The organism is Burkholderia sp. PU8-34 (assembly GCF_053427725.1).
The window spans coordinates 446,767-473,702 of record NZ_JBSAXC010000003.1; the positions used below are offsets into that span (position 1 = coordinate 446,767).

Consider the following 26,936-nt stretch of genomic DNA (forward strand, 5'->3'; position numbering starts at 1 on the left):
TAGACATGGGAAATCTTCAAAAAGCAAACCTCGGCACAGTGCCGACCGGCGCCGGCGGCGATGACCAGCGCACGGCGAACACGAAGTTCAATTCGAATGTTGATGTTCTGAACGCACAGGCGGCGCTTTCATCTGCGCCGATGACTACGAAGTCCCAGACGCTCACGGCCGATCACATTGGCAAGCGCATTAGCGTGAGCTTTGCGACGGCCGGCGGCGTCATCAAGATGAAGCGCGCTTCGACATGCGGTCCCGACTCGATTGTGTGGCTAGTCAACGGCGGAGCGAAGCGAGTGCTGCTTGCTCCGGACGATGGCTCGGGTGATGTTGTTGCGTTGTCCGGGCTAAATCCTGGTGAGGCTGCGATACTTGATACGGACGGCGTGAACACGTGGCGCATCTTAATGCGAGGAAGGTCGAGCGCCGACAACGAGGCAGTCGTTGGCGACCTTGCCGTCGGCGGGGCTCTTTCCGCAGCTGGGAAAGCGTCTCTGGCGGCAACTGACGTGACTGGAGCGCTATCGGTCACTGGCAAAGCGACCCTCTCGGCGACTGACGTGACCGGTGCGCTTGCCGCGAAGGCTGGCGCATCGATTGCTGGTGATTTGAGCGTGACCGGCGCCGTATCGAGTGGTCGCTTGCGTGTAAACAGCGCAAACAGCGTTACGGCGGCGGTATATAGTGATGCCCCTTTCGAGATGGTGATTGAGGCGCTGGACTATAGCGACGGCAACAAAAAATACAACATCAATCTCTGTAAGTATGGCGGAGTTGTAAAGGCTGGTCGGATTTACTCGAAATCGGCCGCTAGTGGTCAGTACACTGGCGCGAATCTCTGGGTAGATAGTGGCTATAACGCATCAGCGTATGTGGGTATCTCGGGGTTCAACAACGCCTCCGCAGTACAGATGCGTGTATCGAGTACCGGCAAGCTGGAGGTCGTTTCGTGGGATTCTGCATCTTGGGCCTCGATTACTTGTGCGGGGGTTACCCAGACTTCTGACAAGGATCTCAAGGGCGACGTAACGTCGCTTCCGGACGTGCTGCCGCTGCTGCGCGACAAGCGGATCGTGACGTTCCGCTACAAAGTGCCGTTATCGAGTGGCGGTGGCTTGTCCGATGAGAAGCACGTTGGCGTGATCGCTCAGGATTGGGTGGACGATTTCCCGGAGCTTGTCACAGAGCTGTCAGAGGAGATTGACGCAGATGGTGATTTCATCGCGCGCCAATATGACCCTGAAACCGGCGAAGAGCTCTTCGGTGAGGCTGGGCGGCCTGTGGGCCGTAAGGCGCTCGGATTCAATTACTCAAACGCGAGCGCGGTGGCGCTAAAGGGCGTTATCGAGCTGGAGCGTTTGCTTAGCGCTGCGCTAGATCGCATTGCGGTACTCGAAGAGAAACAGGCATGAGCATATCGGCAGATATTCAGGGGCTTGAGCCAGGCGCAAGAATCGAATTGTTCGAGGTCGATGGCACGGCCATCGGCGGCGACGTCCTGCGGTTTCATGGGCATTTGCAGTCGACGTCTATCGTATGGCAGGGGCAAGAGTACGGGCCGTGGCCGATCCAGGTGGTCGGATTCGAGCGGACGTCGGATGCGCGTCAGCCGTCGCCGACGCTGACCGTAGGCGACATCAACGGCACGATCACGGCACTGTGTGTCGCGCTGGGGGATCTTGTCGGTGCGAAGGTGTTCCGTCGACGCACGCTCGCCAAGTACCTTGATGCCGTGAATTTTCCCGGCGGGAATCCGAGCGCGGATCCGAACGAACAGTGGCCGATCGAGCAATGGCGAATCGAGCAGAAAAGCAACGAGCAGCCTGGTGTGCAGGTCGAGTTCACGCTGTCGTCGCCACTCGATTTCGGTGGCCAGCAGGTGCCGGCGCGGCAGATCGTTGGCGTGTGCCAGTCCGCGTACCGCGGCCCGGAATGTGGGTACATGGGCACGGTTTATTTCGATAAGAGCGACAAGCCGGTGAGTGATCCGGCGCTCGATCGCTGCAGCCAGAAGATCAGCGGATGCGAGTGCCGATTCGGAGTGAACAATCCGCTGCCGTATGGCGGCTTTCTTTGCGACACGCTTGCGTAGTCGTCGAGCAATCTATCTTTGCGGACCCGCCCATTGGCGGGTTTTTTTATGGACGAACGAATCAAGCAGGCGATCGCCGACCACGCGCTCGCTGAGTATCCGCGTGAGTGCTGCGGACTTGTCGTGCGGACGGGGACCGGTGACGAGTATGTGCGTTGTCGAAACGTCGCGGCGAAGCCCTCGGAGCAGTTTGCGCTCGCGCCCGAGGATTACGCTGCAGCCGAGGACGCGGGCGAGATCGTCGCGATTGTGCATTCGCATCCGGGCGGTACGGCACGGCCGAGCCCGGCCGATCGCGTCATGTGCGAGCGCAGCGGTATTGCGTCGTGGGCGATTGTGTCGCTCGGCGTGCAGGCCGACGGCTCGATCGGTGTCGATGACTGGTGCGAGTTCGGGCCGAGCGGCTACGTCGCGCCTTTGGTGGGCCGTGAGTTCGTCCATGGCGTGCACGACTGCTACGCGATCGTCCGTGACTGGTATCTGGCCGGCTGTGGCGTTGCGCTACCGGACTTCGAGCGGGCGGACGATTGGTGGAATGACGGTCGCTCGAACCTCTACATCGACCACTTCGCGGAGGCCGGATTCGTCGACGTCGGACAGGACGCCGAGCTACAGGTTGGCGACGTGTTGCTAATGCAGATCCGGAGCGAAAACGGGGTGCCGAATCATGCTGGTGTCTACCTTGGCGACGGGCGGTTCCTGCATCACATGCACGGTCGGCTGTCGCGCCGGGATGTCTGGGGTGGCATGTGGGCGGTGCACTGCGCAACCGTGCTTCGCTATTCGGGGAGCGTGGCATGAACGAGAGGCTGCGTGAGGTGAGGCTTTACGGGATAGCTGGCACGCGGTTCGGGCGTGTACATCGATTGGCCGTGTCGTCGACGGCCGAGGCCGTGCGCGCCCTGTCGGTGTTGATTCCGGGTTTCAGGCAGTTCCTGCTCGAAGCGCGCGACAACGGTCTGACGTTCGCCGTGTTCAACGGTCGCCGGAACCTGAGCAAAGACGATCTCGACAGTCCGGTTGGCGACGACGCGATTCGAATCGCGCCCGTGATCATCGGAAGCAAGAACGGCGGCCTGTTTCAGACGATTCTCGGTGCCGCTTTGGCGGTTGCGGGTTTCGTGTTCAACCAACCGACGCTGATCGGCATGGGTATCTCGATGGCGCTCGGCGGCATCACGCAGATGCTCAGTCCACAGCAACCGGGGCTCGCGGGCGTGGCCGACAACGGGACGTCGTACTACTTCAACGGGCCGGTGAACAGTGCCGCACAAGGTGAGCCGGTGCCGCTCATCTACGGGGAAATGATCGTTGGCTCGAAGGTGGCCAGCGCTGGGATTTATGCGGAGGATCAGGTGTGAAAAAGCTGCACGCGGAAGCGGGGCTGATGAGGATCGGCGGTGCCAAGGGCGGTGGCGGCGGCGGCGGTGGGAGCGAATCACCTGACAACCTCCATTCGGTCGCGCGCGCGAAGGTGCTTGACATTGTCTCGGAAGGTCCGATCGTCGGGCTGGTCAAGGGCATGCAATCCGTATTCCTCGACGGCACGCCGATCCAGAATGCCGACGGCTCGATCAATTTCCAGAACTACAGCGTCGACGTCCGAACGGGGACGCAGGATCAGGATTTTATGCCGGGTTTTCCGGCAGTCGAGCGCGAGGCAGCCGTCGGCCTGCCGTTGACGTCGGATGCGCCGTGGGTACGGCAAGTGCAGAACACACAACTGACCGCTGTCCGCATTCGATTCGGTGTGCCGGCGCTGCAAAGGAGCGATCCGGCCAACGGCATTTTCGGCTATCGCATCGAATACGCAATCGATGTGTCCGTCGATGGCGGATCCTATGCGCAGGTGCTAGCCGGCGCCTTCGACGGCAAGACGACCTCGCTGTACGAGCGATCGCATCGGATCGAACTGCCGCGTGCAAAGACCGGATGGCTTGTGCGTGTGAGGCGCATCACGCCGAACGCGCACAGCTCGATGATCGCGGATGTGGTCAATATCGAGGCGATTACCGAAGTAATCGACCGCAAGCTGCGCTATCCGATGACCGCGATGATCGGCATGACGTTCGATGCCCGGTCGTTTTCGCAGGTGCCGGTGAGATCCTACGGCGTGCGCGGGCTGATTATCCGCGTGCCGTCCAACTACGATCCGGAGACACGCGCATACTCCGGGACGTGGGACGGCACGTTCAAGATGGCGTGGTCGAATAACCCGGCGTGGGTGTTTTACGATCTGCTGCTGAACGAACGATATGGAGTCGGCAAGCAAGTCGACGCGTCGATGATCGACAAGTGGGGGCTGTACGAGATCGCACGTTACTGCGACGTCATGGTGTCGGATGGCCGGGGCGGGCTCGAGCCGCGCTTCTCCTGCAATTGCGTGATCCAGTCGGCCGCCGACACGTTCAAGGTGCTGCAAGATCTTGCGAGCGTGTTCCGCGGAATTGCGTACTGGGGGCCTGGTGCAGTCGTCGCATCGGCCGACATGCCGTCCGATCCCGTCTACTTGTACACCGCGGCGAACGTGATCGGTGGCACGTTCAATTACGTCGGGAGCGAGCGCAAGACGCGATACACGGTCGCGCTGGTCAGCTACAACGATCCGGCAAACCAGTACAAGCAGAGCGTCGAATACGTGCCGGATGATGACGGTATCGCGCGCTACGGCGTCATCAAAACGCAGGTTACGGCGTTCGGCTGCACGTCGCAGGCCCAGGCACATCGGCTTGGGCGCTGGATCTTGCTGACGTCGCGATACGAAGCCGGCACGGTGTCGTTTCAAGTCGGAATGGACGGTGTGCTGGTCGGACCCGGTCAGGTTTTCGCGATCGCCGATCCTCGCAAGGCAGGGCGGCGGATTGGTGGTCGTATTCGTTCGGCGGCTGGCGCTGTCATCGAGCTGGACAAGGCACCGACAGTGGCGCCGGGCGACAGGTTCACAGCTATTCTGCCGTCCGGGCTCGCGCAGACGCGCAACGTGAAGTTAGTTGACGGCGACACGCTGACGCTGTCGGATCGCTTCGATGCGGATCCCGTTTCTGGCGCGGTATGGATGATCGAGAGCAGCGAACTGAAGGCGCAGCTTTACCGTGTCGTCAGCGTGCAGGAAAGCGACGACGACGGGCAGATCGCATACACGATCACGGCGACGATGCATGAGCCGGGCAAGTACGCGGCGATCGACGACGGGGCGCAAATTCAGCAGCGGCCGGTGACCATTGTGCCGCCGTCGGTGCAGGCACCGCCGGCGAATGTGCGGATCTCGACGTATTCGGTCGTCGACCAAGGCATCGCGAAAACCAACATGGTGATCGCGTGGGATGCTGCGGACAAGGCGGTGACGTACCTGCCGGAATGGAGGAAGGACAATGGCGATTGGGTGAACGTCGCCCAAACGGGCGGCCTGCAAGTCGAGATCCCCGGCATCTACCAAGGGCGCTACGTGGCCCGCGTGCGAGCTCGGAACGTGATGAATGTCACGTCGCTGCCGGCCGTTAGCGCGGAAACGACCCTGACGGGCAAAACGACACCGCCGCCGGCTGTCGCGTCGCTGAAGGCGGCCGGCGTGGTCTATGGGATCAATCTCGATTGGGCGTTCCCGGCGGATGGCTCGGCAGGCGACACGCAGCGTACGGAGGTATGGCAGAGCCGCACGCCGAATCGGGACGATGCGATCAAGCTGTCGGACTACGCATACCCGCAAGCATCAACGTCGCTTCAAGGGCTCGCGCCTGGTCAGGTGTTCTATTTCTGGGCTCGACTCGTCGACCGGTCCGGCAACGTCGGGCCGTGGTTTCCGGCGTCCGGGCCGGGCGTGCAGGGGCAGCCGTCGACCGACCAAAGCGAGTACGAAAAGTATTTCGAAGGTCAGATTTCGCATTCGGCGCTCGGGGAGGACCTGAAGAAGCCGATCGACGCGATTCCGGGTATTCAGCAGGACGTGTCGAGCAACGCAGACACGATTGCGAAGGAAGTCTCGGATCGGGCAATTGCCGTCGCGAATGAGGCGCGGGCTCGCGCAGACGCGATTACAAAGGAGGTGAGGGATCGGACGGACGCAATTGCAAAGGAGGCTGCAGATCGCGCTGCTGCGGTGGCCGAAGAGGCGCGTCAGCGCGGCGCAGCGGTTACTGCGGAGCAACAGTCGCGGCAAACGGCGGACGAGTCGCTGGGCAAACGAATCGACACAGTGAGTGCGAGTGTCGGAGATGCAGCGTCGTCAATCAAGCAGGAGGCGACGGCGCGTGCGAGCGCTGACACGGCGCTTGGCCAGCGTATCGATACAGTGGTCGCGCAGATTGGTGATGCGTCGAGCGCGATTCAGCAGGAGCAGACCGCGCGGATCGACGCCGACGGTGCGCTCGGCAAGCGGATCGATTCAGTGTCGGCCGGGGTCGGGAAAAACTCGGCGGCGATTCAGGCTGAGTCGAAGGCGCGTGCCGACGCAGATGGTGCACTTTCCAGTCGCATCGATACGGTTACGGCGTCGACGCGCGACAACGCGGCCGCGATCTCGGGCGAGGCGACCGCGCGGGCGAATGCTGACGATGCGCTGTCGACACGAATCGATGCAGTCACGGCGACATCCAATGCGAACAAGGCGGCAATCACGGCAGAGCAGCAGGCACGTGCTGACGGTGATTCAGCGAACGCTCGAAGCATCACAGGGTTGCAGGCGCAGGTCGGCAATTCGCTACATCTCAGGCTCAACGCTAATGGCAACAGCGCGGTAGGGTCGCCCGCGAGTGGCTTGTTCAATGCTGTGAGTGGCGTGCAGATTGCAGCATCCGTGCGTAGCTGGATGGTTGCGACGGTGACTGCGAACAACACAGTTTCACTGCTCGGCCGTTGGGACGTATTCGGATCGGCCGCAAATGCCGCTGCAATGGCCGATGCCCTTAACGGGCTGTCGAAAGCAGTGTCTGTGATCGTGTGGACGTATGACGAGCCGCGAACGAACCTTGCGGGCGTGCTCCAGTCGGCGCTCGTAAATTGCGGTGCCAGCAATGCAGTGCTCGGCAGTATCAAGTACCGCGGTGCGTATGTGCTGATTGGTGTTCCCGGTAGTGGGGAGGGGGCTGGTGTCGAAGTGCGTGCGGGTTCGGTTGATTCCGATCCGGCTGCACAGATCTCGTACACGTTCGCCATGCTCAACGGCCGGCTGCTGAATGCGTCGAACGGGCTGGCGGCGGTGCTTGCGCAGGCCGCAGTGACAGGCGAGGCGACGGCTCGCGCCAACGCAGATTCCGCGTTGGCGACCCAGATTAGCCAGGTGTCGGCGCAGATCAACGTGCCGATGGCTGGCGATACGGGGCAAGCCGCGGGCTCGACGCAGGTTTTGGCCGGCGTCTGGTCGGAGCAGGCTGCGCGCGCTGAAGCCGACATGGCGCTCGCGCAACGAGTCGAAGCCGTTACCGCGCAGATGCAGTCGGGGCAGGCGGACCTCTTCGCTGGCATTCGGAACGAGGCTCAGGCCCGGGTAGACGCCGACAGCGCACAGGCCAGCCAGATTGCGACGATCAGTGCGAAAGCGAACGAAAACGCGGCGGCGGTACAGACGGTCGCGCAGTCATACGCGGACCTGAATGGGCGGGTCGCGGCGTCGTACCAGATCAAAACGCAGGTCACGACGGACGGCAAGACGTACATTGCCGCCATCGGCGTCGGGATTGACAACAGCAGCGGAATTGCCGAGTCGCAGGTGCTTGTGTCGGCGCAGCGCTTCGCTGTCGTGGATCCGAACAACGGCGGATCGTCGATCGTGCCATTCGTGGTGCAGGGCGGCCAGGTGTTCTTGCGGCAGGCGCTCATCGGTGCCGGCTGGATCACGAACGCGATGATCGGCAGCTACATCCAGTCCGACAACTACATCGCCGGCAGACAAGGGTGGCGGCTCGACAAGAGCGGTTGGTTCGAGATCAACGCCTCTGACGGAAGTGGGAATCGGCTTGTAATGGACGGAAGCAGTGTGCGGGTCTATGACGGAAACGGCGTACTACGTGTGCGCATGGGGATGTGGTGATGACGGCTGGGCTGCAGATTTTCGACGGCGCCGGCCGTCTCGTGCTCGACGCGAAGTCGCGTGCCGGGCGCGTGGTCGGAATCAAATGGATCGACGGAGATGGGAGTGTGTCGGTCGATCTCTCGAGTGGGGAGCCGTTCTGGGCATTCATGCCTGATTGGATCTTCAAGCGCGTCTCGGGCACTGAACCGAAGCCCATCGTTTCCATAGGCGGGTCGGGCGTAAGTTGGCGCTACAACCCGAACTCAAGCGGGTCGAACGCCTATAACCGCGTTCCGGGTTGGCTCATATACGGGGTGTTTTGATGGGAGCTGGATTTCAGGCATTCACCGATACCGGGGTCTATCAGATCGACGGGCAGACGCCGAATTATCAGTTGGTGTCGTCGATGTCTGGGCAGTCGGCCACGGAAGGAATCTTGCTGGCGCTAAACGATGCTGGAAAGGCGTTTTACGCAAACCTACCGATTGTCAGGTTCACGTTCGCTGCTGGCGCAACTACGATGCCGATGTATGGCGTCTATGCATCGGGGGGCGTTGGGATAACGATATGGAGTACAAAGTATGAAGGCGGGCTGTTTACGCTCACCTTCGTAACCGAGCAACCGTGCACGGTCTATCTATTCCTGTTCGATCGTGTTCCACCTGCAGCAGGAAAATTTGGTTTGCAGGTCTTTGATGCAAGCGGAACGCTAATCGCTGATTCTTCGCGACCGTTTCTGCGGGTTCTGGACGTTATTTACGAAGAGTACCTGCCTGATAACGGATGGGTTGTGACCGGCTCGCCATACCCGCAGTGGAAGCAAAAATCGTATGGTGTTCCTGTTCTCGCCGCGGCAATTTACCCGGTACATAAAGCGTGGAATTACTCTCCTGCGGCAGTGGAGCTCAGTTCGATACGTATCGGCGGCGACACCGTGTATTGGGGCACCACAATGTATGGAGGCGGAAAGCCGCAAAACTTCGCGGGATACAGGGAGCAATACCACCTGCGCTTCATGGTGCTAGACGGTACGGGAATTGTGTGACGGGCCACCTTCGGGTGGCCTTTATTTTTTACGGGGTTTGAAAGCGGGGAGAGGTAATGCAAGAGCACGAAAAGACGATCTTGGAGCTGATCATCATGGGCGGACTCATTGGCATTGCGAAGGTGTTGGTTGGGAGTGAGCAGTTGACGTTTCGACTCGTGGCTGGGCGAGCGCTGCTCGGCTCGGCGACGTCGATGGTCGCAGGCGTTGCGCTGCTGCAGATCCCGGATCTGCCACCGATCGCACTCCTGGGCCTTGGGAGTGCGCTTGGGATCATCGGGTCGCAGTACCTCGAAGTATTGCTTCGGCGTAGTGCAAAGAAACTGTTTTGGAAGGAATAAAAATGGGACACCTCACAACGCATTTCACGCTCGAGGAAATGGTCGCGAGCGACACGGCGCGCCGGCGCGGGATCGATAACACGCCGTCCCCTGTAGTCGTCGCGAATCTTCGCAGGACGGCCGAGGTACTGGAGCGCGTGCGTGAGCAGCTCGGCGCGCGGCCGATGATTGTTACCTCCGGCTATCGTTCGCCTGCGCTCAATCGCGCCGTCGGCGGTGTTGCAAATAGTGCGCACTTGTCCGGGTTGGCGGTGGATTTCGTATGTCCGAAATTCGGCGCACCGATCGATATCTGTCGGGTAATCGCGGCGTCACCTATCGAATTCGATCAGCTGATCCAAGAAGGGACGTGGGTGCATATCGGACTTGTGGCGTACGGTACGAAGCCGCGGCGCCAAGTGCTTACTGCTTCGTTCGGAACGCCGCGCACGACGTATTCGGAGGGGCTATGACCTGGATCGATCCGCGCATCTGGCTCGTCATCATCGTCGCGGCTGTCGCTGGTTCGGCCGGCGGCTACTTCAAGGGTTACGCAGACGGCGTGCGCGTCACCACGACCGCCGCGCAGAAAGCGCAGCTCGACGCGGTAATGGCAGCTCGCACCGACGAACAACGCCGCACCGCGGCCCAATCGGAGATTGCAAACGATGCGAACCAACTACGAACCGCTGCGCTCGGCGATGCTTTTGCTGCTCGTGCTGCCGCTGGCAGCCTGCAGCAGCGCGTCGATGAACTCGTCGTCGCCGCCCGCCATCCCGCCGCTACCGCCGGAAGCCCGGCAACCGGCGACGCCCTCGTTCTGCTTGCCGACGTGCTCGGCCGGGCTGACGATCGCGCGGGAGAGCTGGCGGAATATGCTGACCGTGCCCGCATCGCCGGCCAGCAGTGTCAGCGTGACTACGACGCGCTGACGGCTACAGCGCAGTAGTCCACTACCCGCGACGCACCTCGTCTTGCAACAGAAGCCGCAGCTTGTGAAGCGCGACTAAGTGCGATCCGCCTGACTCATTGTTCCACACCTTTTGCACGATCTGTCGATAGCCATCGGCTTCCCTGATAACTTCTCGCGCGCGCAAGATTTCGATGATCAGCCGGCGCACCTCGTGCCCGTCGGGGTACTGGCGCCACAGCTCGCGTAGCTCCTCGACGGTCGGCGACTGGATGGGAGGGAGGTGCTTCGACATAACGCAGAACGAATACTGTATGGATATACAGTATATTTCGAGATAAGCTACCGCAGTCAAGTCTCGAAAATGGGGAGCGGACGATGTGCACGAACTACCGAGCGCCACACGAAGAATTCGAGCTCCGCGAGCTACGGATCGAGCCGTTCAGCGACCTGTATCGCCGGTTCCCGTGGAAGGAGGAGATCTGGCCGGACTATTCTGCGCCGATCGTGCGCGCGGCTGGAGATAGTGCCGAGGCGGTGCTTGCCAACTTCGGGATGATCCCCAGGGACCACCAGCCGCCTGGCAAGAAGTACATGACAGTCAACGCGCGCTCGGAGACAGTCGGCGAGAAGCCGGCGTATCGCACGGCATGGCGCGCGGGGCAGTGCTGTTTGATCCCAGCGTAACGGTAAGTAGCCGGAGTATGGACAGCCGCGTCAGGCAAGTTGGACATTGGTTTCGTTCAAGTTCCAGTTGCGTCCATGGAACTACTGCTTTCTTACAATTTGCCAAGCAAGCGTCCATGGCACATGGCCCGCGAGATGTGCCGCCCCTCCAGTTGAACCGTGGGACAGGAGTCGGCCACAAAGCGTCGCTCGCGGCCGCCCAAGCCGAGACACTTGGGCGTCCGGTCTCGCCAGCAAGTCGACCTTCCCAGACTAAGCATGCATGCCGCATAGTCGGCTTCGCGGCAGTCGACTTGACGCGGTTAAGCGATTAGTGCGAACGCGAGTCTTATAAAACAGAACCCGAACAATAACGGCCCGATGATTATGTTGGAAGACCGAAAGCTGTAAAGGTTTGCGTACCTCGCATTGCCGATAATCCCCCTCTTGACGCTTTCTCGATAATCACCATTTGTGATAGCAGAGGAGTCTAATATCTTTGTGATTTTGTCGGCAAAATCCATTGGTTTCACGAATAGAATCGGCACCGAATTGTAGTAATCCTCGTACAGCCTCCCGAGCCTGGAAAGAAGTTCTTCCTTATTAATCGGATCAGTCGAATCAAGCTCGCGCGTTATATTAAAGACCTTTTGAAGTTTTGCATCCCCTAGCACAAGAAAAATGGCGTCAATCGTGGCCAATATTGAGTAAATCAAGAGCGCAAGCCAAATAAGGCCGATTGACAAAATCCTAATTTTTGTTGGGGGATTTTCTATTTCATTTATATAGTTTATTTTCTCAACATCTCTAATCAAGCCGGAAGCGCTAATTTTATCAGGGGCTGTATAGAATATTGAGGTATTTATCGTATCGTTTGGGTTGAGTAGATCCCACGGAAATGACACTGAGTGTTGATCGTGCCTCGTATATGGATCCGACGAGCTGACATTCACTATCGAGCCTGGCCCCTCGAGCAGGATGGTTACTGGCTTGTAAATGTAGTCTCGAGGCAATCCACGTCGACCGGAATTTTTAATCAAGATCTTCAGTAAGTAAACTGAATTCACTCCTTTGTTATATGGAATAGAGCGAAAATTGCCAGCCATCGAATTGCTTTGCACGATCCCGGAGCCGCTCAAAACCCTCACCTCGACTGCATACTCATCTCTCGACGTTGTCAACTGAAAGAGCGAGATGGCGCCGCCTATAGTCGAAATGATAACGATTGCGGACCATATTCTTTTGGCCAAGAAATTAATCATACGATATTTGACTAATAGATATTTCTGCAAGCAGATCACGCTTGCCGAGCACTTTAATCGTCCAACCCAAATTGGATGCTGTCGTAGCCTTACTCACGCCATCCGTGTGATTGGATGAGACAATCATAGATCATTTGCGGTCCGACGCGATTCGGTGAAGTGGCGGTTGCACTTCGAAAGCAGCCGTCAGGACGTCGCCGGACCGTAGGGCTCGAACGGGTCGGCATGCGCCGAATGCGTCAGGCTGCACGCGGCCAGCGTGAGACGTGTACGGAACCGGCCGGGTTTTCTTGCCCCATGTTCAATACAGACTTTCTGCTGTGGTCTGTTGCTGCTCCTGCTCCCTGCGATGCGCGGCCATTAACTGGCGGATGTCGCTCTGCACTTCGTCAAACAGAGGGCGAATTTTTCCGGCCGTGATCTCTGCGGCTTCCACGACCATGGACCCGTGATGATTCTCGTGGCCAATGCGTACAGTTGTCAGCGCGCTATACAGAAGGTCCGACAGGGCCCCCAGCTTCACGAATAGCGTTTCTGGCATAAATAGGAAGTTGCGATTGGCGTAGACCGAGAACTGACGAACGGCGGTTTCGACGCGCTGGTAGCGGTGGAAGAAGATCGTGTGCTGGTAGTAATCCGCCCGGTCACGGCCATTGCTCTGCCGCAGCTGCTGCTTTTGCGTCTCGAGAAGCTCGCCGTCTTTCAAAAACTGCTCAAGCTCCGCATCATTCATTGCCGCAACGTCCGCATACTGCTGTGTCCGGCTGGTAAGCCAGCTCACAAGACCGAACGCATCCGCAAGCTTCTCCCACGCATCGGGGATGACTGTGAATTCGCGCTCTTGGTACTTGAGTCTGCCTTGAAGGTCAGTGTCCCACTTGACCTTCAGCTCGGCCAGTTCCTTGGCATTTGTTTGCCGAAGGTGCTCTAGACGCTGAGAAAACTTGTCTTCGATCCACTTTTGGCCTAGCCACTTGAACAGTCCGTATGCGATGGCAGCTGCACCACCACCGGTCAGAATGAACTGCTTGAAGAACTCCCAGGCATCAGCTTGCGTCATTTTTGAATTTCTCCCGGACTACGCGTTGTGGGGCTTGGCGCTAGCGGTCGCCTTCTAAGATTCGCCGTCGATGGCCACAACTCTGACCGAATGATAACGTCCAAAGAGCAGGCAACACGCAGCAGTATGTTACCGATAGCGCCCACTTTCGGGACGGCGGATTTGCCGAAACGGGTCGGCTACGGCCGATCGCGTCGCGCGGCAGGCGGCCGAGGCTGTGTGAAAATGCACATCGGACGCGCTCGTCGCGAAACTCTACCCTTCAGATCGCGCTGTATTGGCTTGGCAACGACTCGGGAAGGGTGAAGTGACACCCGAAAACCAAGTACTTTTGCGTTTTCACACAGCCTCGGCCAGTTTCGGACGTTGGACGGGCACTTCCATGCCGCTGCTTCAGCGTCGGCTCCAGCCAAGCAACGGACATTTGCGTGGATCAGGGCAAATCGCCGTCCTCGTTGTTGGCTATCGATCCATTTCTGCTATTGTGTCTAGCACGGTCGATGCGGAGAGCCCATATGACTTATCGCTGGATTCCACTTTTTGGTCCCGTTACGGAAACAAGTCCAACAAGCATTTCATTTAAGGGAGAAACTGTTCCGTATCCCGATCCCGTGACCGGGGAGCAACGGAATGATGGCGGCATCGCCGGACAGGCTCTTTGCGACGCGCGGTTCAGCGGCGGAAAAATTCGGGGCGTAGTTCGTTTCGCAACACTTCATCCCAAAATGGGGGCAGGGCTCACACTCGCCGCAAACCCAGTAACAGGCGCGCATCTTACCGTTATGTTAGGTATGGGGCTGTTCTGCTCCTTGCGAGCATGGAACCCAGGGGATCAGCAAAACATGCAGGGAGGCCTCACTCCCAGATGGATTGACTATCAATTGGTCGGAAGCCAAAGCAACCTTCAAGCCGAGCGCGATTATCTACTCGAAGTAAGAATGCATGGCTCGAAAATCGAAGCAAGCGTAGACGGTGTCTCTTTGATAAGCTTCGATATCAGAGAAACACTAAACAGACTAAGTGTCGGGGCATGGTTTTTGGGGCAGGGCGATATAACGATCAGTAATTTTGAGGTTTTATCTGAAATAAGGAATGCTTTCATTGTTATGGAGTTCAGTGAGACATTCAACGATATCTATGCTCACGTCATCAAGCCTGTCTGCCAGAAAGCAAAGATCAACGCTGTGCGTGCCGACGAGCGACATGGTCCTGGACAGATTCTGTCAGACATCGAGCAACAAATTGCCGAATCGAGCGTTATTATCGCTGATGTCACTCCGGTAAATGCAAACGTCTTCTATGAGGTTGGTTACGCACATGCCCTACGGAAACCGACCATCTTGCTGGCGCAAAAGGGGACTCGATTGCCATTCGATATTTCCGGATTTAGGGCAATTTTCTATGAAAATACAATAGAGGGGAAATCACGGGTGGAGGATTTGCTTCAAAAGCATCTTGCCGAGATTTTTGTTCAATCAACTTAAGCATTGAGTGTTGCCCGTGCAGGCATGAAGTCGCTTTGCAAGCTCGTCGGCTTGGTTGACTGAACGATGCATTGGTCGACTGAGCGTCGATCGCTCGGACTTGCCCGATCCTCCAGCGATGGCCGTTGGTGCCTCGAAGCGGCCGTTCGCCCCTCTCAAATCCCAATGGCGCATGTGGGTCGACAAGGGCCCGTCGCCGGTTCTCGTCCACAACGGTACATGTCCATATCCTGCACCTTGCGGTGTGCGCGTCCATGGGGTGCCTCTTGCCGTTACCGGCGCAGTGGATCTATGAGCCGAACTGGGAGACGGGAAAGCACGTGCGATACCGGATTGGCGTGGCAGACTGGCAGCCGTACTGCGTCGCTGGCGTCTGGCGCGCGTGGAAGGGGCCGGACGGCGCTGAGACCCTTGCTATGGCGATGCTCACGGTGAACGCCGACGAGCACCCTGTCATGAAGCACATGCACAAGCCGGGCGACGAGAAGCGGTCGGTCGTTATCCTGCGGCCGGCCGACTATGACGAGTGGCTGCACACGACGAACGTCGAGGCTGCTCGCTTGATGCTGCAGCTCTATCCGGCCGATGAGATGGCGGCTGCGGTAGTTGAGCGAAATGTGCCAGTACGCTCGAAATAGAAGTCGGTCGCCTCGAGATAGGTTCGCTCGCCGTTGGCGGCCGGCCCGCGTCGTGTAACGGCGAGCAAGATTCGTTGTTTGCCGAGCTCAAACGCCAACAGCAACTGTCGTGGGGTCGTGTCGGCGGCACCAAGCTGGCTGCAAACTATGACGCTGGGCACAGCAAACGCACCGTAGCCCCATCCGAATTTGTATGCGGAGAACCATATGCTTGAATCTTGGCATATGGTCGCGAAGGTGAGACTCGGACCCGAGATGCTCATTGTGCTCGCTGTCAGTTTGACGGAAGGAGTTCATAGAGTATGGCAATGCGTTGGCAATCACCAGCGCCAAGATGCTGTTGTATGCAGCCATACAGAGACGCTCGGAGTCATCGAATGAGCCGGCACAGGCAAAGCGACTCGAAAGTGAGAATGCGGATGGGCGGACGCTGCTGTGACCAAAGCGTGCCCACACCGATACAATATAGGGCTCAACGTCTCCAAAAACCCACCAACGTGGCAAAGTCTCAAAGCTGACCGGCGCGAGACTTTTCGTTAAAAATCAGTGTCTTACCGCTTTAACTTCAACTGCCTATTGTGCTGTCCCTACTGAAGAAATGCGCCGCGACGTTCGCGGCGCTGGCCGTCCTTGTGGCCGCCGCCGGCGCGGGCGGCACGTATTACTGGGCGACCCGGCCGCTCCTGCTCGGCGCCGCGTCGCTCGACGTCACGATCAAACCCCGCAGCAGCGTGAAGAGCGTCGCCCAGCAGCTGAAGCGCGCCGGCGTGCCGGTCGCGCCGTTCGGTTTCGTCGCGATGACGCGCGTGCTCGGGCTGTCGAGCCAGCTCAAGTCCGGCAACTACGAATTCAAGACCGGCATCACGCCGTACGAAGTGCTGCAGAAGATTGCGCGCGGCGACGTCAACGAATTCGTCGCGACGGTGATCGAGGGCTGGACCTTCAAGCGGATGCGCGCGGAACTCGATGCGAACCCGGCCCTCGTGCACTCGACGGCCGGGATGAGCGACGCCGACGTGCTGCGCGCGATCGGCGCGCCGGACAGCGCGGTGCAGCGCGGCAGCGGCGAGGGCCTGTTCTTCCCCGACACCTACCTGTTCGACAAGGGCACGAGCGACGTGAACCTCTACCGGCGCGCCTATCGTCTGATGCAGGCGCGGCTCGACGAGGCATGGGCCGCGCGCGCGCCGGGGCTGCCGTACAAGACGCCTTACGAAGCGCTGACGATCGCATCGATCGTCGAGAAGGAAACCGGCCATGCGGCCGACCGCGCGTTCGTCGCGGCGGTGTTCGCGAACCGGCTGCGCATCGGCATGCCGCTGCAGACCGATCCGTCGGTGATCTACGGGCTCGGCGACGCATACGACGGCCATCTGCGCAAGCGCGATCTGCAGGCCGACACTCCCTACAATACGTACACGCGGCGCGGGCTGCCGCCGACGCCGATCGCGTTGCCGGGCGCCGCGGCGCTGCAGGCGGCGATCAATCCGGCGGCCACAGGCGCGCTGTACTTCGTCGCGAAGGGCGACGGCACGAGCGTGTTTTCGGACACGCTCGGCGATCACAACAAAGCCGTGGACAAATACATACGAGGTCAATAGATGGCGCGCGGTAAATTCATCACGTTCGAGGGCATCGACGGAGCGGGGAAGACCACCCACCTGAGCTGGTTCTGCGAGCAGCTCCAGCACAGGCTCGCCGGGGCCGGCAGGCAGGTCGTCGTCACGCGCGAGCCGGGCGGCACGCAGCTCGGCGAGAAGCTGCGCGAGATCCTGCTCAACCAGCCGATGGACCTCGAGACCGAGGCGCTGCTGATGTTCGCCGCACGGCGCGAGCACCTCGCGCTCGTGATCGAGCCCGCGCTCGCGCGCGGCGACTGGGTCGTGTCCGACCGCTTCACCGATGCGACGTTCGCGTACCAGGGCGGCGGCCGCGGGCTGCCGCGCGACAAGCTCGAGGCGCTCGAGCGCTGGGTGCAGGGTGGCTTCCAGCCGGACCTGACGGTGCTGTTCGACGTCGCGCCGCAAGTCGCGAGCGAGCGGCGTGGCGCCGCGCGCATGCCCGACAAGTTCGAGAGCGAATCCGACGCGTTCTTCGCGCGCACCCGCGGTGAATACCTGCGGCGCGCGGAAGAGGCGCCGCACCGTTTCGCGATCGTCGACGCGACGCAGTCGATCCCCGAGATCCGCAAGCAGCTCGAAGGCGTGCTCGCCGCGCTGTAATTCCACAAGCAAGGGAAGCAGATGATCTATCCGTGGCAGACCGACGACTGGAACCGCCTGCAACAACTGCGCGCGCAATGGCCGCACGCGCTGCTGCTGCATGGCCAGGCCGGGATCGGCAAGCTGCGTTTCGCGCAGCATCTCGCGCAGGGCTTCCTGTGCGAAGCGCCACAGGCGAACGGCGAGCCGTGCGGGACCTGCGCGGCCTGCAACTGGTTCGAGCAGGGCAACCATCCGGATTACCGGATCGTGCTGCCGGAAGCGCTCGCCGGCGAAGCGCCGGGCGCCGCGGACGACGCGAAGCCCGCGGATGCGGACGACGGCGGCAAGAAGACCCGCACGCCGAGCAAGGAGATCAAGATCGAGCAGGTGCGCGCGCTGCTGGATTTCTGCGGCGTCGGTTCGCACCGCGGCGGCGCGCGCGTCGTCGTGCTGTATCCGGCCGAGGCGCTGAACGTCGCCGCGTCGAACGCGCTCCTCAAGACGCTCGAGGAGCCGCCGGCTGGCGTCGTGTTCCTGCTCGTATCGGCACGCATCGATCGGCTGCTGCCGACCATCATCAGCCGCTGCCGGCAGTGGCCGATGACGGTACCGGCACCGGACGCCGCGGCCGCGTGGCTCGCCGCGCAGGGCGTCGCCGATGCGCCGGCGCTGCTCGCCGAGGCGGGCGGCGCGCCGCTCGCGGCGCTGGCGCTCGCGAGCGACGAGAACCGGCCGCTGCGCGATTTCACGCTCGGCCAGCTCGCAGCCGGCGCGGGGTGCGACCCGTTTGCGTGCGGCGAAGCGCTTCAGAAGCTGCCGGTGCCGCTCGTGCTAGGCTGGCTGCAGCGCTGGCTGTACGATCTGCTCGCGCAGCGGATGGCCGGCGCGCCGCGCTATTTCCCGGCGCATGCGGCCGCGCTTGCGCGCTGCGCGGGTGCGCTCGACGCGAACGCGTTCGCGCGCTTCATGAAAGCCGTGACGCGCCAGCGAATGGTCGAGAATCATCCGCTCAACGCGCGGCTGGTGTTCGAGGAACTCTTTCTCGGATATCGCGAAATGTTCGCGTGACGCCGGCGTGTAGCCGGCCACCCGGGGCGGCCCGGCACCGGGCGCCTCATGTAACCCGTCATCAGGAAACGCGATGTTCGTCGATTCACACTGCCACATCAATTTCAAGGGTCTCGCGGACCGCCTGCCGGCGGTGCTCGAGAACATGCGCGAGCACGACGTTACCCACGCGCTGTGCGTGTCCGTCGATTTCGAGACGCTGCCCGACGTGCTCGCGATCGCGGAAGCACACGACAACGTGTATGCATCGGTCGGTGTCCATCCCGATCATGAAGACGCGAAAGAACCGACGCTCGCCGAGCTTGTCGAACTGGCCGCACACCCGAAGGTGGTCGCGATCGGCGAGACGGGCCTCGACTATTACCGGCTCGAAGGCCGTTCGATTGCCGACATGGAATGGCAGCGCGAGCGGTTCCGCACGCATATCCGCGCCGCGCACGCGACGGCCAAGCCGCTGATCATCCATACGCGCGCATCGTCCGACGATACGCTGCGGATCATGGCCGAGGAGCGCGCCGGCGTGCCGGGCGGCGTGATGCACTGCTTCACCGAGCCGTGGTCGGTTGCCGAGCAGGCGCTCGCGCAGAACTTCCACATCTCGCTGTCGGGGATCGTCACGTTCAAGAACGCGACCGATGTGCAGGACGTCGCGCGGCGCGTGCCGCTCGACCGGCTGCTGATCGAGACCGACTCGCCGTACCTCGCGCCGGTCCCGTACCGCGGCAAGCCGAATGAACCTGCGTACGTCAGCCATGTCGGACGCTTTATCGCGTCCGAGCGCGGGATCGCCGTCGAGGCGCTCGCCGATGCGACCACACAGAACTTTTTCCGGCTGTTCAAGATCGCCCGCTGACGGCGGCGCGCGACAGCCGACAACCCGAGCCGAAAACCCAGGGAAGGAGCCCACAACAATGACGAAGCCGATCAAACATCTGCCGAAACGCGCATCGGTGGCCTCGCTCGTCGCCGCCGCGCTCGTCGCGGGCGGCCTGTTCGCGTCTGCCGGCGCGCATGCTGAATCGCTCGACGCGCTCGTCAAGGCGGTCAAGTTCGACGATATCGCCGACATCGGCAAGCAGCTGAAGAACGGCCTCGATCCGAACACGCTCGCGCCGAACGGCGATCCGCTGATCGTGATCGCCGCGCGCGAGAAGTCCGACAAGGTCGCGGCGGCGCTCGCCGCGGCGCCGAACGTCGATCTCGAGAAGGAAGACAAGGCCGGCGAGAATGCACTGATGCTCGCGTCGCTGAACGGCGACGTCGGCCTCGTGAAGCTGCTGATCGACAAGGGCGCGGAAGTCAGCAAGAAGGGCTGGGCGCCGCTGCACTACGCGGCCACGAACGGCCAGGACGCAGTCGTCAAGGTGCTGCTCGATCATGACGCGTACATCGACACCGCGTCGCCGAACGGCACGACGCCGCTGATGATGGCGGCACGTGGCAACCACGGATCGACGGTCAACCTGCTGCTCGACCAGGGCGCGGATCCGCAGGTGAAGAATCAGCTCGGCCTCACCGCGCTCGAATTCGCGAAGCACTACAAGGCGCCGGATGCGACGGAGATCCTGAGCAAGCGCACCGTGCGCGTCGGCGCGTCGTCGCCGGCGGATGCGCAAAAGAGTGCAAAATGATGGTTTTCGGCGCGGCCGGCATAGGCGCGGCCGGCATAGGCGCGGCCGGCATAGGCGCGGCCGGCGCCCCGGTGCCGCCGCGCCGATCATCGCAGCGTGCGGCTTCGGCCGCATAGACAAAAGGAACACCATGTTGCGGGCTTTGTTTTGTGCCGCGGCGTTCGCCGTGCCGCTGACGGCGGCAGCTTTCACGGGCGCGGATCTCGACCGGCTGTGCGCGAAGACGGACGTCAAGTCGCGCGCGTCGTGCGCGGCCTACATCGAAGGCGCTGCCGACGGCGTCTACAACACCATCGACGCGATCGGCGGCACGACCGGGCCGCGCGTCGGCCAGTATTTCTGCCTGCCGCCCGACATCAAGTCGCAGCAAATGACCGACGCGGTGCGCAAGTACATCGCGGAGAATCCGAAGCTGGCCGACTACAACGCAAGCACGGCGGTGTCGCTCGGACTCGGCAAGGCGTTTCCCTGCAAGGGCGGCAACTGACCTGACACCGTGTCCGGGCCCCGGTGCGTGCCGCGCCCGGGTCCGGACTTCGCCGACGCATCCCGCATGTGGCGTGCGCGCCGCCTGAACCGAAGCAGCCGAGGCGCCGATGATTTCAATCGAGGAACTGCAGCGCATCGCGGATGCACCATTGCATTCGTGGCCTGGCACGCTGGCCGTGTCGGCGATCGTCCTGCTCGTCGGCGCGGCCATGCACCGGATCGGCGCGCGCATCGTCAAGCGCATCGCGCGCCCGTATCCGATGATGAGCGTCGTGCTGCGCTACATCGACAAGCCGTCGCTCGTCACGCTCGCGCTGCTCGCGCTCGAATTCCTGTGGGTGCAGGCCGACGACGGCATGTCGTTCGTGCGCGGGATGCGCACCGCGGCGGCCGTCGGCATGATCGTCGCACTGACCTGGCTGCTCGTGCGGCTCGCGGTGGCGGTCGGCGAAGCGATCATCCAGGCGCATCCGCTCGATACGGCGGACAACCTGTACGCGCGCAGCATCCATACGCAGGCGCGCGTGCTGTCGCGCACCGTGATGATCCTGATCGTGATCATCGGCACCGGCGCCGCGCTGATGACGTTCCCGGAAGTGCGCCAGGTCGGCGCGAGCCTGCTCGCGTCGGCCGGGGTTGCCGGTCTCGTCGCCGGTATTGCCGCGCGGCCGGTGCTCGGCAACCTGATCGCCGGCCTGCAGATCGCACTGACGCAGCCGATCCGGCTCGACGACGTGGTCGTGATCCAGGGCGAGTGGGGCCGCATCGAGGAGATCACCGGCACCTACGTGTCGGTGCGTCTGTGGGACCAGCGGCGGCTCGTCGTGCCGTTGCAGTGGTTCATCGAGAACCCGTTCGCGAACTGGACGCGCAACAGCTCGGCGATCATCGGCACGGTGTTCCTGTCCGTCGACTACCGGACGCCGCTCGCGCCGCTGCGCGAGGAACTCGCGCGGCTCGTGCAGGCGGCGCCCGAGTGGGACGGCCGCGTGCAGGTGCTGCAGGTGACCGATGCGACCGAACGCACGATGCAGTTGCGGGCGCTCGTCAGCGCGGCGGATTCGTCGCTGTGCTTCGATCTGCGCTGCCGCGTGCGTGAAGGGCTGATCGCGTACATTCAGACGCATTATCCGCAGTGCCTGCCGCGCAGCCGCACCGAGCTGTTCGGGCATGCGTCGGTGCCGGACGCACCGGGTGCCGGACGTCCGCACGCGAATGTGCCTGCCGCCAGCACGGCGGCCAACACCGCGGCCGATCCGAAGGCCACCGACTGACGTTGATGCGAATCGATCCATGGCGCCCGTCCGCACGCTCGCCATCGCCAACTATCGCTCGCTGCGCGAACTGATCGCGCCGCTCGCGGCGCTGAATGTCGTCACGGGGCCGAACGGCAGCGGCAAGTCGAGCGTGTATCGCGCGCTGCGGCTGCTCGGGACACTCGAGCGCGAGGCCGGCTGCGAATCGCTCGTGCTCGACAAGCAGCTCGGCGCGACCCGGCTCGTCGACGCCGATACGCACGACCTGCCGCCGTGGAATGGCCGTCGCGCCGACGCGCGGGCGGGCTGCAGCAGAATTCGGCGGCCGGCCCCCGGATGGCCGGCCCCCGGAATGTATCCTGTCTGTAACAACGCCCATAAAATGCAAGACGGCCGGTGCCGTGCACCCGGATCGCTAATAATGAGATATTCGGCCGGCAATGTTCCGGCCCCCAGGAGACGTGGATCATGAGAATTGCCCAGATCGCCCCGTTGACCGAGTCGGTGCCGCCGAAGCTGTACGGCGGCACGGAACGCGTCGTGTCTTACATCACCGAGGCGCTCGTCGATCTCGGTCATGACGTGACGCTGTTCGCGAGCGGCGATTCGACGACACGTGCGAAGCTCGAGCCCGTGTGGCCGCGCGCGCTGCGGCTCGACTCGTCGATCCGCGACCGGATCGCGCCGCACATGCTGCTGATGGAAACGGTCGCGCGCCGCGCGAAGGACTTCGACGTCCTGCATTTCCACATGGACTACTACTCGTTCTCTGTCTTCAACCGTCAGGAAGTGCCGTACGTGACGACGCTGCACGGCCGGCTCGACCTGCCCGAGCAGCAGCCGGTGTTCGATACGTTCAACACTGCGCCGGTGATCTCGATCTCGAACGCGCAGCGCCAGCCGTTACCGCAGGCGAAGTGGCTGACGACCGTCTATCACGGGCTGCCCGAGTCGCTGTATACGCAGCAGCCCGTCGAGCCGCGCTATCTCGCGTTCCTCGGCCGCATTTCGCCGGAAAAGCGGGTCGACACGGCGATCCGCATTGCGCGGCAGTGCGGGCTGCCGATCAAGGTCGCCGCGAAGATCGACGCGGCCGACCAGGAGTATTTCGACCGCGAGATCAAGCCGCTCTTCGCGTTGCCGCATGTCGAATACGTCGGCGAGATCGCCGATCACGAGAAGGCGGAATTCCTGTCCGGCGCGCATGCGCTGCTGTTCCCGATCGACTGGCCGGAGCCCTTCGGCCTCGTGATGATCGAGGCGATGGCATGCGGCACGCCGGTGATCGCGTTCAACCGCGGCTCGGTGCCGGAGGTGCTGGACGAGGGCGTGTCGGGCTTCATCGTCGAGGATGAGATCAGCGCGGTCGCGGCCGTGAACCGGCTGCACCTGCTGCCGCGCGCGCGCGTGCGGCAGCGCTTCGAGGAGCGCTTCACGTCGCGCCGGATGGCGCAGCAGTACGTCGACGTCTACCAGTCGGTGATTCGCGCACAGAAGCGCTCGCGCTTCAAGGTGATCGATTCGACGACCTGATCCGCCTGACGCGGTTCGCGCAGGAAAAAACGGCGATGTCCGCGCGGACATCGCCGTTTGCGCATGTCGGCTGCCCGTGCGGCGCACGGGCAGCGGGCGTCAGATCTTCAGCTTCGTGACCTTCGTGCCGTTGATCGACACGTCGCCCATCAGGCCGGCGTTCGTCAGCACGATGACCTGGACCGGTGCGGTGGCCGTGGTCGTGTCGACCGCGCCGTTCGCGCCCATCTTCACGAGCGCGACCGATGCGCCGGCGCCGGCGGCCCAGCCGTCCGAGCCGCGGAATTCGTCGAGCGCTTCCTGCGTCATGAACAGGAACACGATCGCCTTCGATTGCGCGCCGGCCTGCAGGCCGACCGACAGCGACGACGTGTTGTAGTAGCCGACCGTCGCGCCGCCGACGCGCAGTGCGCCGTTGCCGCTCTGGCCGCCGACGATGAAGCCGGCCTGGATCACGTCCGGGAACACCAGCACGCCGCGCGACTTCCCGACGAGCTCACGCGAACCCTTGACCGTGGAATACAGGCGCGACAGCGTCCCATCGACGCTCGCGTCGATCGCCTGGCGCTTGGACGCGTTGGTCGCGGCGGTGTCGGGCTTGTCGGGCGTCGTGGTGCAACCGGTGAGCGCGAGGCTGCCGACGATCAGCGCTGCGGCGGCTTTCAGCACGAGATTCCGTTTTTGCATCGTTCTTCTCCATCGGATGATGTTCGGAGTGTGTCCGGCTCAAGGGGCGGATCACGACGTCAGTTATATCACAGCGGATTACAAGTGCTTTTCATCCTGACGCAATAAGGCAGTCAAAGCGATCGGATATCCCGCGGCACGCCGCCGCATGTCGCTCGCGGGCGGGCGTCCGCGCGACGCGCGCAACTGTGACCAATCGTGAAGCGCGCGACGCAGCGGGAAACGCATGCGTCAATGCGTGACGGGCGGCTTGATCGGCGGCCGCCGCAGCGCGCGGCGGATCAGCGCGATCACGACACCGCACGCGAACAGGAACGCGGCCGGCACGACCCAATAGCCGACGAACGCGTGCCACAGATAGCTGGCGAGCGTGTTGCGGCGCACCACGTATTCGTCGCGGGCGGCCTGCTGGCGCGGTGCGTTGGCGGCCAGCACGCCGGCCGGGCAGCCGGCTGCGCGGGCTTCGTCAGGATCGCCGTGACAGCGCGCGGCGGCGCCGGCGGCGCGCTGCGCGTCGGTGAGTTCCCACGTGGTCAGCGCAAGCTGCAGGTCGGCCTTGTTGTAGGCCATCTCCTCGCGGATTTCGCGCACGGCAACGATCGCGACGGGCACGGCCCAGAATACGATCACGATCAGCCAGCGGCGGAACCAGCGGTGTTGTCTCCATGCCATCCATGCCTCCGTTTGACGCGGTGTGCGCGTCCGTGTCGAGGGCGGCCCGATGGCGCTTCTTTTGCTTGGATGGGCCGCGTTGCAGCCATCATAGAAGAAAACGCGGCGAATTGCCGCACCATATGGCGGGTATCCGTGATGCGCATGTGTCCGCTGCCGGAGGGGCGTGCGAGGGGCGGGCGGCAGGGCGGCGCCGCGTCGTGGCGGCAGGCGACGCGGGGGCGTCAGCGCGTCATGCGCGCGTGTCGCATCGGGTGCGCAGGCAACGAAAACAACAATGCCGCGCCCGTCGGAACGGTGCGCGGCATCGATGCGGGAGCGGCGGAACTCAGGCGGCCGGCTGGCTGCTCAGGCAGCTCTTCATGAATGCCTTGCGGTCGTCGCCCTTCTTGTCGCCGGCCTGGGTGTTGCAGGCCTTCATCTTGTCCTGCTGCGACATCTTCTTCGCCGGCTTGGCCGACAGGCAGTCCTTCATGAACGCCTTGCGTTCGTCGCCCGTCTTGCCGGCTGCCTGGGAATTACAGGCCTTCATCTTGTCCTGCTGGCTGTTCGCTGCGAACACGGGGGAAGCGAGCATGCCGCCGACGAGCAGTGCGGCTACGAGCGATTGGATTTTCATTTGACACTCCCATGGGGTGAATTGCGTTTTATTGACGCCGTCACGAAGCAGGGCGCGAGGTGGGGACACATCGCGCCGCGCGCTCCGATTATGGCGAATCAATGTGAAAACACCAAAACAGCACTTCCTATAACGTGGCGCGCGCGGCGGGCGTTGACGGCTCGCGCCGCCGTGCGATCCGGACAAACCATGAGAGCCGTGTGGTTCGGGCTGCGCAGGCGTTGCGGCCGGGGGCTATCGGACGCGGATCGCGAGCCATTACAATCGCGCCCATGAATACTCCGAATCAGGCCTCCCCTTCGTCGCCGGCGCTGCCGCGCATCGCTGTTCTCGCCACCGGCGGCACCATCGCCGGGGCGGCACCCGATGCGGCCAGCACGGCCGGCTATCAGGCCGGCGCGCTCGGCGTCAACTTCCTGCTCGATGCGGTGCCGGCGCTCGCGTCGGTCGCGCAGATCCGCGCCGAGCAGGTTGCGAGCATCGACAGCAAGGATCTGGCGCTGCCGCTGTGGAACACGCTCGCCGCGCGGATCGCCGCGCTGATGGCCGACGACACCGTCGACGGCATCGTGATCACGCACGGCACCGACACGCTCGAGGAAACCGCCTATGCGCTGCACCTGACCGTGCAGGGTGACAAGCCGGTCGTGCTGACCGCGGCGATGCGTCCGGCGACCGCGCTGTCGTCCGACGGACCGCTCAACCTGCTCAACGCAGTGACGGTCGCAACTCACCCGGCCGCGCGCGGGCAGGGCGTGCTGGTCGCGTTCAACAACCGGATCCATGGCGCGCGCGATGTCGTGAAGACGAGCACGTACGCGGTCGATGCGTTCCAGTCGCCGGAGCTCGGCGCGCTCGGCTGGGTGCAGGATGGCCGCGTCGAATTCGCGCGCCGCGTCACGCGTTCGCGCGATACGCAACTGGCAATCGGCAGCGCATGGCCGCCGGTCGAGGTCGTCGCGAGCTACGCGGGCGTCACGCGCACGGCCGTCGATGCGCTCGTCGCGGCCGGCGTGCGCGGGCTCGTCGTTGCGGGCACCGGCAACGGCTCGATCCATGCGACGCTGCAGGCGGCGCTCGCCGATGCGGTGAAGCAGGGTGTCGTCGTGGTGCGCGCGTCGCGGGTCGGTTCGGGGCACGTGATGAAGAACGGCGCCGCGAACGACGATGCGCTCGGCTTCGTCAGCGCAGGTTCGCTGAATCCGTTCAAGGCGCGCGTGCTGCTGATGCTCGCGCTCGCGAACGGGATTCACGCGCGCGGCGACGTGCAGCGGCTGTTCGACGCCTGCTGATCGA

At 62.5% G+C, this 26,936-nt stretch carries 27 protein-coding genes and 2 pseudogenes; 23 read left to right on the forward strand and 6 right to left on the reverse strand.

Translation table 11 applies throughout. The features are described from left to right. Positions 1-5 precede the first annotated feature (5 nt). The 10 genes from ACV22Z_RS10480 to ACV22Z_RS10525 are packed head-to-tail and all read left to right on the forward strand — an operon-like array spanning position 6 to position 10,410. The gene (locus ACV22Z_RS10480) at positions 6-1,409 is read left to right on the forward strand and encodes a tail fiber domain-containing protein (protein WP_448076223.1); all 1,404 of its coding nucleotides are present in this window, start codon (positions 6-8) and stop codon (positions 1,407-1,409) included. Continuing rightward, entirely contained in the window at positions 1,406-2,089 is a 684-nt protein-coding gene (locus tag ACV22Z_RS10485) for a phage minor tail protein L (RefSeq protein WP_448076224.1), read from the forward strand. The genes ACV22Z_RS10480 and ACV22Z_RS10485 overlap by 4 nt, the downstream gene beginning before the upstream one ends. Positions 2,090-2,137: 48 nt before the next feature. Further along, on the forward strand, positions 2,138-2,890 hold the full coding sequence (locus tag ACV22Z_RS10490) for a C40 family peptidase (protein WP_448076225.1): 753 nt from the start codon (positions 2,138-2,140) through the stop codon (positions 2,888-2,890). Then, the gene (locus ACV22Z_RS10495) at positions 2,887-3,450 is read left to right on the forward strand and encodes a tail assembly protein (protein WP_448076226.1); all 564 of its coding nucleotides are present in this window, start codon (positions 2,887-2,889) and stop codon (positions 3,448-3,450) included. The genes ACV22Z_RS10490 and ACV22Z_RS10495 overlap by 4 nt, the downstream gene beginning before the upstream one ends. After that, positions 3,447-8,114, forward strand: coding sequence for a phage tail tip fiber protein (locus tag ACV22Z_RS10500; protein ID WP_448076227.1), 4,668 nt, complete (start codon positions 3,447-3,449; stop codon positions 8,112-8,114). Before ACV22Z_RS10495 ends, ACV22Z_RS10500 begins: the two co-directional genes overlap by 4 nt. Next, positions 8,114-8,419: a hypothetical protein gene (locus ACV22Z_RS10505; protein WP_448076228.1), complete on the forward strand. Its 306-nt coding sequence runs from the start codon at positions 8,114-8,116 to the stop codon at positions 8,417-8,419. Before ACV22Z_RS10500 ends, ACV22Z_RS10505 begins: the two co-directional genes overlap by 1 nt. Then, the gene (locus ACV22Z_RS10510) at positions 8,419-9,141 is read left to right on the forward strand and encodes a hypothetical protein (RefSeq protein WP_448076229.1); all 723 of its coding nucleotides are present in this window, start codon (positions 8,419-8,421) and stop codon (positions 9,139-9,141) included. Before ACV22Z_RS10505 ends, ACV22Z_RS10510 begins: the two co-directional genes overlap by 1 nt. Before the next feature lie 56 nt (positions 9,142-9,197). Then, positions 9,198-9,482: a holin gene (locus ACV22Z_RS10515; RefSeq protein WP_448076230.1), complete on the forward strand. Its 285-nt coding sequence runs from the start codon at positions 9,198-9,200 to the stop codon at positions 9,480-9,482. A 2-nt stretch (positions 9,483-9,484) separates the two neighbouring features. Continuing rightward, positions 9,485-9,934, forward strand: a complete 450-nt coding sequence (locus ACV22Z_RS10520) for a D-Ala-D-Ala carboxypeptidase family metallohydrolase (protein WP_448076231.1) — start codon at positions 9,485-9,487, stop codon at positions 9,932-9,934. Then, positions 9,931-10,410 carry a DUF2514 family protein gene (locus tag ACV22Z_RS10525; protein ID WP_448076232.1) on the forward strand — a complete coding sequence of 160 codons (480 nt, stop codon included), beginning with the start codon at positions 9,931-9,933 and terminating at the stop codon, positions 10,408-10,410. The genes ACV22Z_RS10520 and ACV22Z_RS10525 overlap by 4 nt, the downstream gene beginning before the upstream one ends. Positions 10,411-10,414: 4 nt before the next feature. On the opposite strand, the gene ACV22Z_RS10530 is transcribed toward ACV22Z_RS10525, so the two are convergent. Further along, positions 10,415-10,666, reverse strand: a complete 252-nt coding sequence (locus ACV22Z_RS10530; protein ID WP_448076233.1) for a hypothetical protein — start codon at positions 10,664-10,666, stop codon at positions 10,415-10,417. Positions 10,667-10,749: 83 nt separating this feature from the next. On the opposite strand from ACV22Z_RS10530, the gene ACV22Z_RS10535 reads away from it, so the two are divergent. Next, complete coding sequence (locus tag ACV22Z_RS10535; protein WP_448076234.1) at positions 10,750-11,058, forward strand: SOS response-associated peptidase family protein; 309 nt, start codon at positions 10,750-10,752, stop codon at positions 11,056-11,058. Positions 11,059-11,360: 302 nt separating this feature from the next. Here the strand turns inward: ACV22Z_RS10535 and ACV22Z_RS10540 are convergent, their stop codons facing one another. Both ACV22Z_RS10540 and ACV22Z_RS10545 read right to left on the reverse strand, forming a co-directional pair. Next, the gene (locus tag ACV22Z_RS10540) at positions 11,361-12,287 is read right to left on the reverse strand and encodes a hypothetical protein (protein WP_448076235.1); all 927 of its coding nucleotides are present in this window, start codon (positions 12,285-12,287) and stop codon (positions 11,361-11,363) included. Positions 12,288-12,600: 313 nt separating this feature from the next. After that, positions 12,601-13,359 carry a hypothetical protein gene (locus ACV22Z_RS10545; protein WP_448076236.1) on the reverse strand — a complete coding sequence of 253 codons (759 nt, stop codon included), beginning with the start codon at positions 13,357-13,359 and terminating at the stop codon, positions 12,601-12,603. A gap of 515 nt (positions 13,360-13,874) precedes the next feature. Here ACV22Z_RS10545 and ACV22Z_RS10550 point away from each other — a divergent pair. The 11 genes and pseudogenes from ACV22Z_RS10550 (at position 13,875) to ACV22Z_RS10600 (ending at position 23,662) form a co-directional block, all read left to right on the forward strand. Next, the gene (locus tag ACV22Z_RS10550) at positions 13,875-14,843 is read left to right on the forward strand and encodes a hypothetical protein (RefSeq protein ID WP_448076237.1); all 969 of its coding nucleotides are present in this window, start codon (positions 13,875-13,877) and stop codon (positions 14,841-14,843) included. A 248-nt stretch (positions 14,844-15,091) separates the two neighbouring features. Then, positions 15,092-15,481 (forward strand): annotated as a pseudogene (locus ACV22Z_RS10555) (SOS response-associated peptidase family protein); the annotation flags it as partial. Positions 15,482-16,062: 581 nt separating this feature from the next. Next, entirely contained in the window at positions 16,063-17,082 is a 1,020-nt protein-coding gene (gene mltG / locus ACV22Z_RS10560) for an endolytic transglycosylase MltG (protein WP_448076391.1), read from the forward strand. After that, on the forward strand, positions 17,083-17,703 hold the full coding sequence (gene tmk, locus ACV22Z_RS10565; protein ID WP_448076238.1) for a dTMP kinase: 621 nt from the start codon (positions 17,083-17,085) through the stop codon (positions 17,701-17,703). 21 nt (positions 17,704-17,724) lie between these two features. Next, positions 17,725-18,753, forward strand: coding sequence for a DNA polymerase III subunit delta' (locus tag ACV22Z_RS10570; protein ID WP_448076239.1), 1,029 nt, complete (start codon positions 17,725-17,727; stop codon positions 18,751-18,753). Between the two features lie 73 nt (positions 18,754-18,826). After that, positions 18,827-19,606, forward strand: coding sequence for a TatD family hydrolase (locus ACV22Z_RS10575; protein WP_448076240.1), 780 nt, complete (start codon positions 18,827-18,829; stop codon positions 19,604-19,606). Positions 19,607-19,664: 58 nt separating this feature from the next. Beyond that, on the forward strand, positions 19,665-20,384 hold the full coding sequence (locus ACV22Z_RS10580) for an ankyrin repeat domain-containing protein (RefSeq protein ID WP_448076241.1): 720 nt from the start codon (positions 19,665-19,667) through the stop codon (positions 20,382-20,384). A gap of 130 nt (positions 20,385-20,514) precedes the next feature. After that, positions 20,515-20,871: a Rap1a/Tai family immunity protein gene (locus tag ACV22Z_RS10585; RefSeq protein WP_448076242.1), complete on the forward strand. Its 357-nt coding sequence runs from the start codon at positions 20,515-20,517 to the stop codon at positions 20,869-20,871. 109 nt (positions 20,872-20,980) lie between these two features. Further along, complete coding sequence (locus ACV22Z_RS10590) at positions 20,981-22,147, forward strand: mechanosensitive ion channel family protein (protein WP_448076243.1); 1,167 nt, start codon at positions 20,981-20,983, stop codon at positions 22,145-22,147. Between the two features lie 19 nt (positions 22,148-22,166). Further along, a pseudogene (locus tag ACV22Z_RS10595) lies at positions 22,167-22,337 on the forward strand (AAA family ATPase); the annotation flags it as partial. Positions 22,338-22,597: 260 nt separating this feature from the next. Further along, on the forward strand, positions 22,598-23,662 hold the full coding sequence (locus tag ACV22Z_RS10600; protein WP_448076244.1) for a glycosyltransferase family 4 protein: 1,065 nt from the start codon (positions 22,598-22,600) through the stop codon (positions 23,660-23,662). A gap of 99 nt (positions 23,663-23,761) precedes the next feature. On the opposite strand, the gene ACV22Z_RS10605 is transcribed toward ACV22Z_RS10600, so the two are convergent. The 3 genes from ACV22Z_RS10605 to ACV22Z_RS10615 all read right to left on the reverse strand — a co-directional run bounded on the left by ACV22Z_RS10605 (position 23,762) and on the right by ACV22Z_RS10615 (position 25,640). Next, on the reverse strand, positions 23,762-24,349 hold the full coding sequence (locus ACV22Z_RS10605; protein ID WP_448076245.1) for a BPSL1445 family SYLF domain-containing lipoprotein: 588 nt from the start codon (positions 24,347-24,349) through the stop codon (positions 23,762-23,764). Positions 24,350-24,580: 231 nt separating this feature from the next. Next, positions 24,581-25,021: a hypothetical protein gene (locus ACV22Z_RS10610; protein WP_448076246.1), complete on the reverse strand. Its 441-nt coding sequence runs from the start codon at positions 25,019-25,021 to the stop codon at positions 24,581-24,583. 328 nt (positions 25,022-25,349) lie between these two features. Continuing rightward, positions 25,350-25,640, reverse strand: a complete 291-nt coding sequence (locus ACV22Z_RS10615; protein ID WP_448076247.1) for a PsiF family protein — start codon at positions 25,638-25,640, stop codon at positions 25,350-25,352. A gap of 272 nt (positions 25,641-25,912) precedes the next feature. Here ACV22Z_RS10615 and ACV22Z_RS10620 point away from each other — a divergent pair, with 272 nt between their 5' ends. Next, positions 25,913-26,932, forward strand: a complete 1,020-nt coding sequence (locus ACV22Z_RS10620; protein WP_448076248.1) for an asparaginase — start codon at positions 25,913-25,915, stop codon at positions 26,930-26,932. The last annotated feature ends 4 nt before the right edge of the window (positions 26,933-26,936 follow it).

Bases quoted from the DNA above. Each gene is read 5' to 3' on its own strand.
- ACV22Z_RS10505 (WP_448076228.1), top strand. From the start codon at position 8,114: ATGACGGCTGGGCTGCAGATTTTCGACGGCGCCGGCCGTCTCGTGCTC.
- ACV22Z_RS10570 (WP_448076239.1), top strand. From the start codon at position 17,725: ATGATCTATCCGTGGCAGACCGACGACTGGAACCGCCTGCAACAACTG.
- ACV22Z_RS10545 (WP_448076236.1), bottom strand. From the start codon at position 13,359: ATGACGCAAGCTGATGCCTGGGAGTTCTTCAAGCAGTTCATTCTGACC.
- tmk (WP_448076238.1), top strand. From the start codon at position 17,083: ATGGCGCGCGGTAAATTCATCACGTTCGAGGGCATCGACGGAGCGGGG.
- ACV22Z_RS10530 (WP_448076233.1), bottom strand. From the start codon at position 10,666: ATGTCGAAGCACCTCCCTCCCATCCAGTCGCCGACCGTCGAGGAGCTA.
- ACV22Z_RS10550 (WP_448076237.1), top strand. From the start codon at position 13,875: ATGACTTATCGCTGGATTCCACTTTTTGGTCCCGTTACGGAAACAAGT.
- ACV22Z_RS10580 (WP_448076241.1), top strand. From the start codon at position 19,665: ATGACGAAGCCGATCAAACATCTGCCGAAACGCGCATCGGTGGCCTCG.
- ACV22Z_RS10520 (WP_448076231.1), top strand. From the start codon at position 9,485: ATGGGACACCTCACAACGCATTTCACGCTCGAGGAAATGGTCGCGAGC.
- ACV22Z_RS10490 (WP_448076225.1), top strand. From the start codon at position 2,138: ATGGACGAACGAATCAAGCAGGCGATCGCCGACCACGCGCTCGCTGAG.
- ACV22Z_RS10510 (WP_448076229.1), top strand. From the start codon at position 8,419: ATGGGAGCTGGATTTCAGGCATTCACCGATACCGGGGTCTATCAGATC.
- ACV22Z_RS10600 (WP_448076244.1), top strand. From the start codon at position 22,598: ATGAGAATTGCCCAGATCGCCCCGTTGACCGAGTCGGTGCCGCCGAAG.
- ACV22Z_RS10620 (WP_448076248.1), top strand. From the start codon at position 25,913: ATGAATACTCCGAATCAGGCCTCCCCTTCGTCGCCGGCGCTGCCGCGC.
- ACV22Z_RS10535 (WP_448076234.1), top strand. From the start codon at position 10,750: ATGTGCACGAACTACCGAGCGCCACACGAAGAATTCGAGCTCCGCGAG.
- ACV22Z_RS10575 (WP_448076240.1), top strand. From the start codon at position 18,827: ATGTTCGTCGATTCACACTGCCACATCAATTTCAAGGGTCTCGCGGAC.
- ACV22Z_RS10590 (WP_448076243.1), top strand. From the start codon at position 20,981: ATGATTTCAATCGAGGAACTGCAGCGCATCGCGGATGCACCATTGCAT.
- ACV22Z_RS10610 (WP_448076246.1), bottom strand. From the start codon at position 25,021: ATGGCATGGAGACAACACCGCTGGTTCCGCCGCTGGCTGATCGTGATC.
- ACV22Z_RS10485 (WP_448076224.1), top strand. From the start codon at position 1,406: ATGAGCATATCGGCAGATATTCAGGGGCTTGAGCCAGGCGCAAGAATC.
- ACV22Z_RS10495 (WP_448076226.1), top strand. From the start codon at position 2,887: ATGAACGAGAGGCTGCGTGAGGTGAGGCTTTACGGGATAGCTGGCACG.
- ACV22Z_RS10480 (WP_448076223.1), top strand. From the start codon at position 6: ATGGGAAATCTTCAAAAAGCAAACCTCGGCACAGTGCCGACCGGCGCC.
- ACV22Z_RS10525 (WP_448076232.1), top strand. From the start codon at position 9,931: ATGACCTGGATCGATCCGCGCATCTGGCTCGTCATCATCGTCGCGGCT.
- ACV22Z_RS10515 (WP_448076230.1), top strand. From the start codon at position 9,198: ATGCAAGAGCACGAAAAGACGATCTTGGAGCTGATCATCATGGGCGGA.
- ACV22Z_RS10615 (WP_448076247.1), bottom strand. From the start codon at position 25,640: ATGAAAATCCAATCGCTCGTAGCCGCACTGCTCGTCGGCGGCATGCTC.
- ACV22Z_RS10605 (WP_448076245.1), bottom strand. From the start codon at position 24,349: ATGCAAAAACGGAATCTCGTGCTGAAAGCCGCCGCAGCGCTGATCGTC.
- ACV22Z_RS10585 (WP_448076242.1), top strand. From the start codon at position 20,515: ATGTTGCGGGCTTTGTTTTGTGCCGCGGCGTTCGCCGTGCCGCTGACG.